We start from the raw sequence: 3,932 nt of genomic DNA, 5'->3' as shown, positions 1-3,932 counted from the left end.
GTTTAAGCTCCACCCTTAAAACAGACTTTTCCTACTTTTAAAATTAAAAACTCTTAACAAAAAGTTTGATTTTTAATTAGCACATCACTTCAATTGTATATCCTCCAGGTGCTTCGACATAAAACGTATACGCATGTGCATGTTTAGGCGGTTCGACTGAAAATCCGTCTTCCTTCAATCTTTGATTAATTTTATTAACTTGTTCTTCATTTTCTTGTGGAAATCCTACATGAAATGTTTTCGGATAATGAACTTCTTTCCCTTTCATTAAAGTTAATATAAACCCATCATTATCCCGCAAAACCGCAAAGGCATTCCCCCTTGTTCCACTACAAGTTAAACTAAAATATTTTTCTAAAAACTCTCTAGCAGCTGTTACATCTATAACTGTTAAATTAAGATGATTAATTTTCAATTCACTCACCTTCTTTCTTAATTTTCTAACATTTTATCATATAAATAAAAAACACGCCTTTCACAGCGTGTTTCATTGCTTCACATATACCTCAACAATTGGATTATCTTTATTATCTGCATGTAAACGTATATTCTCTTCACCCGTATTATAAATGCTAGCTACCAGCATAACTGTTAACAAATTAGGGATTTTCCCGTCACTCCCATATTTTCGTTCAAGAGCTTCTGTATACTCGAAATCCAAATCACCCTGCACATATGTATACACTTCAAAACCATCTTTCAAATTACATACGACCGTATCAATAATATCCGCTCCTACTTGTTTCTTCATTTCACCTCGCAGTGCTTCTATTAATTCCTCCCAAGGAACTTCGTACGTCTGAAATTGGTCTGTAGATTTCATTTCTCTTCCTCCTCGTTATGTATCCTGTTCGTATATTTCCCCTTTCGTATAACAATTATGATAGATAGGTCATTCATACAAGCCGCACTTGTCCTGCTTACATATCGTATTACGGTAATACGGAAGGAGGAAAGAACATGCATAGACAAAAATGTTATAATACATGCCAACGTTATTTCGGAAAAGTTGTTCGAATTGAAGATCGTGATGGTCATATCCATTTAGGAAAAATAATAGACGTGACAAATGATTCTGTTTGGATTGAGCCAGTACAGCAGCGTTCATCTTTTGATACAGGATTTGGATACCATGGCGCATATTCAAACGGCGGATGTGATATTTGCGGCGGTCTTAGCAGATGTGATAACTGTGGATTTGGATGTGGTGGTGGATTCGGTGGTGGATTCGGTGGCTGCGGATGTGGCCGTCGTGGTTGCGGCGGTTGTGGCTTTGGCGGTGGCTGGGGCCTTGAACTCGGATTTGGCTTTATTTTTGGAATTACTTTGGCTGCATTATTTTTCATCTAACATAGTAAAGAGTTGACTATCTTTAGCCAACTCTTTTTCTATTTTTCACATATAAAAATCCGATGCCCTAAAATATGTTGATACATAAGCAGTACTTGTTCGTGTTGCACCCACGCCTCATACAATTCTTCCGGAATAAACGGTGATACATTCCACTCTGGCTCTTCCACATGTCCTGCAACTGTTTCTGCAATAGTTCCGCCACCCGCAATTGTAATTCTTTTAAAATTTGCTGCTTTAAATAAATGAATCCACTCATTCTCAGTTAATAATTCTTTCATACCGTATAACTGTCCAATCTTTTCCTCCTCTTTCTTCTCAATATGTTTTTCGGTAATCATTTCAATGACAACAAGCTTTCCATCCTTTTGTAATACACGATAACATTCCGAAATAACCTTTTCTTTATTTGTAAAGGCGAGTATAGATTCTCCAAGTACAAGCTCAAAAGAATCATTTAAACACGGTAACCCTTCTACATCGCCTTGAATCAATTGTATATTTAAACCATCAAACAACCATCTATCTTTCGCTTTTTGAATCATAATTTCATTCTTTTCAACCGCTGTCACTTTATAACCCAATTCTCTTGTCATATACGCCGCTGTTTTCCCAGTGCCGCAACCTATCTCAAGAACATTCGCTCCGTGTCTAAGTGGCAATTGAGATAGCAATTGCTTCGTTAACGTAAAACCCCCAGGATGAGCACTCCCTATTCCGTAATAAGCTAAGAAGTCGATGTAAGTATTCCGTTCCATACGATTCTCCCTTTTTTATTTTATATATTCCAGGAAGGAAGAAAAGTGCATAAAAAAAGGGCGCATCGCGCGCCCTCTCTCTTACTTATCTTCACCAATATATGCCCATTTGTAGCTGTAATCTCCACCAACTGGGTGGTGAATAATACCTTTTACTTTCGCTCTTTGAACTAGAGCATCACCACGTTGGTATAACGGTGCAATTGCAGCATCTTCAAGTAACATTTTTTCAGCTTTCAGTAAGCTATCCCAACGATCTTTCGTTTTCGTTAATAGCTCGCCTTTACCTTTTTCTACAATTTCATCATATTTCGGATTTGAATATCCAGTTTGGTTATGAGGTCCATTTGTAACGAACATATCAATGAATGTCATTGGATCTAAGTAGTCAGGTCCCCAACCAGCGTAAGATAAATCATAATCTAGATCTGATTCTAATTTTAATTTTTGTTTAAACGGTTGGTTTTTCAAATTCACTGTTAAGCCCGGTAAGTTCTTCTCAAGCTCTCCTTTTAAGAACTCACCTACTTTTTTCGCATTATCGCTATCGTAGTTTAATAGCTCAATCGTTACTTGCTCTTTTCCAATTTCTTTTTTCGCTTTTTCCCAATGCTCTTTTGCTTTCTTCACATCTGTTTTTAAAATATCTCCGTTATCTTTACGGAAGTCTTTTCCATCTGGACTTTTCGCAAATTCTTTTGGTACTAAGTAATCTGCAGGTGTAGATCCGTCATTTAAAATTACATTCGTTAAGCCTTTTTTATCATATGCCATTGCAATCGCTAAACGTAAATCTTTGCTCTTTAATACTGTATCTTGATTACCACGTTTTTGGTTTAATCGTAAGAAGTACGTTGACGGTGTTTTTTGTGTAAAGAAATCTGGATTTGATTTATATTTGTCAACCATTTCAGATGTAAGTGCTGCACGATCGATTTGTCCACTTTCATATAAGTTGACACGTGTACCGCTATCTTTTACTACGTTAAAGTTGATTTCTTCTAATTTAACTGTTTTATTATCCCAGTATTGTGCATTTTTCTTTAACTTCCAACCTTCTTCATGTTTCCAGTCTGTTAATGTAAATGGTCCGTTGTATAACGTTGTATCTGATTCTAAACCGTATTTTTCTCCTTTTTCTTTTACGAATTTTTCATTTAACGGATAGAATGTTCCGAATGAAGTTAATTCTACAAAGTAAGGAACTGGATTTTCTAATTCTACTTCTAATGTGTAGTCATCTACAGCTTTTACACCTAACGTATCAAGTGGTGCTTTCCCATCATTAATTGCTTTTGCGTTCTTTAAATCAAACATAATGTATGCATATTCCGCTGCTGTACTTTTATCTACCGCACGTTTCCAAGCAAACACGAAATCTTTCGCTGTTACAGGCTCTCCATTTGACCATTTCGCATTTTTATTTAATGTGAATGTATATTTTTTACCATCATCACTCTTTTTATATGATTCAGCAACCCCTGGTGCTGCTTTATTATCTTTATCAAGTCGATATAAACCTTCCATTACGTTGTTTAAAGCAAGAAACGATACTTGGTCTGTCGCTTTAGAAGAATCCATAGATGGAATCTCTTGACTCTCTGTTAAATTAAGTACTTGCTTTGCTGCTAATTTTCCGCCTTCTTTTTCACTACTTTTCGGCGTTGTGTTCGTCTTTTCTTTTTCCCCTGATCCCGAGCAAGCTGTTAATGCCATACTCATTACTAGAACTGGTGCTACAACCGCTGTTAATTTTGTCATCTTTTTTCTCTTCATTTCTTTGTACCCTCCCCAATTATATGTACGATATTAACATTTAGAGAT

The 3,932-nt window shown here is 36.2% G+C and carries 5 protein-coding genes; 1 reads left to right on the top strand and 4 read right to left on the bottom strand.

The features are described 5' to 3' along the window. Positions 1-76: 76 nt before the first annotated feature. Both AB3X49_RS18915 and AB3X49_RS18910 read right to left on the bottom strand, forming a co-directional pair. Positions 77-415, bottom strand: a complete 339-nt coding sequence (locus AB3X49_RS18915) for a VOC family protein (RefSeq protein ID WP_002087749.1) — start codon at positions 413-415, stop codon at positions 77-79. 72 nt (positions 416-487) lie between these two features. Continuing rightward, on the bottom strand, positions 488-823 hold the full coding sequence (locus tag AB3X49_RS18910; RefSeq protein ID WP_002014341.1) for a hypothetical protein: 336 nt from the start codon (positions 821-823) through the stop codon (positions 488-490). A gap of 137 nt (positions 824-960) precedes the next feature. On the opposite strand from AB3X49_RS18910, the gene AB3X49_RS18905 reads away from it, so the two are divergent. After that, complete coding sequence (locus AB3X49_RS18905) at positions 961-1,350, top strand: hypothetical protein (RefSeq protein ID WP_002137687.1); 390 nt, start codon at positions 961-963, stop codon at positions 1,348-1,350. 38 nt (positions 1,351-1,388) lie between these two features. On the opposite strand, the gene AB3X49_RS18900 is transcribed toward AB3X49_RS18905, so the two are convergent. Next, a complete protein-coding gene (locus AB3X49_RS18900) occupies positions 1,389-2,108 on the bottom strand; it encodes a class I SAM-dependent methyltransferase (protein ID WP_367964005.1) in 720 nt (239 codons plus the stop codon). An 81-nt stretch (positions 2,109-2,189) separates the two neighbouring features. Beyond that, positions 2,190-3,884: a peptide ABC transporter substrate-binding protein gene (locus AB3X49_RS18895; protein ID WP_367964003.1), complete on the bottom strand. Its 1,695-nt coding sequence runs from the start codon at positions 3,882-3,884 to the stop codon at positions 2,190-2,192. Positions 3,885-3,932: the final 48 nt, after the last annotated feature.

Source organism: Bacillus sp. C30 (genome assembly GCF_040838255.1).
Taxonomy (GTDB): domain Bacteria; phylum Bacillota; class Bacilli; order Bacillales; family Bacillaceae_G; genus Bacillus_A; species Bacillus_A mycoides.
This window is presented reverse-complemented; position numbering and strand designations above follow the sequence as displayed.

Bases quoted from the DNA above. Each gene is read 5' to 3' on its own strand.
- AB3X49_RS18910 (WP_002014341.1), bottom strand. From the start codon at position 823: ATGAAATCTACAGACCAATTTCAGACGTACGAAGTTCCTTGGGAGGAA.
- AB3X49_RS18905 (WP_002137687.1), top strand. From the start codon at position 961: ATGCATAGACAAAAATGTTATAATACATGCCAACGTTATTTCGGAAAA.
- AB3X49_RS18900 (WP_367964005.1), bottom strand. From the start codon at position 2,108: ATGGAACGGAATACTTACATCGACTTCTTAGCTTATTACGGAATAGGG.
- AB3X49_RS18895 (WP_367964003.1), bottom strand. From the start codon at position 3,884: ATGAAGAGAAAAAAGATGACAAAATTAACAGCGGTTGTAGCACCAGTT.